At 42.7% G+C, this 665-nt stretch carries 1 protein-coding gene; it reads right to left on the bottom strand.

What is annotated here, in order from left to right; genetic code table 11:
- On the bottom strand, nt 1-665 hold a 665-nt coding region (locus C1G49_RS11110; protein WP_161942108.1), incomplete at both ends, for a hypothetical protein.

The following is a 665-nucleotide window of genomic DNA, read 5'->3' as shown; positions in this document are numbered from 1 at the left end:
GTAGAAGTCGCTGCAAGCAAGACTTGGATATCTTCAGTTCCCAAGAATTTACGCAATTCCAAAGCCAAGGCTTCCACATTTGTACGAACTGCATTGATTTGTTCATTAACATTTTCAAGAGTTGCTACTGAGTCTTTCAAGACAGTAACAGCTTCTGTCGCAGCCAATTTCGTTGCATCTGCAGCTGTTTTTAAAGACTCATTGCCTTCTGGTGCAGCAGTATAAAGTCGGTCTGCTTCGTCTGACAAAACAACAGCTTCTGAGATATTTTGCTCAAGGACAACTTTCCCTTCTTCTACTGTTGCAGGAGTTGTTGCAACCGGTGCTGCTGTTTCAGTTGCTGTTTTCGTTGCTGTAGCTGTAGATGAAGTAGGCGTGGTTGTTGCTTTAGTTGTAGCTGCTTTCTTCACAAGCTTAACTGTTACAAGGTTTTCGCCACCTTCAGTCACTTCTTGCGATACTGTAGATGCTTGACCTGTAGCTAACTCATATCCTTCTGGCAATGCTACTACTACTTCAACTGTTGTTTTAGCAGTTGTGTCTGTTGTAGTAACTGTAGCTGATTTCACTACTGCGTTTACAAGGGTGCCATCTTCTAGCACATAGTTCACGATGTAGTTAATGGTTGCTGAACGTTCAACTGTCGCAGCTACTTCTGTAGTTGT

It is taken from the genome of Streptococcus suis (assembly GCF_002960625.1).
Lineage (GTDB): Bacteria > Bacillota > Bacilli > Lactobacillales > Streptococcaceae > Streptococcus > Streptococcus suis_T.
Note: the sequence above shows the minus strand (reverse complement) of the source record. Positions and strands in the feature narration are given on the sequence as shown.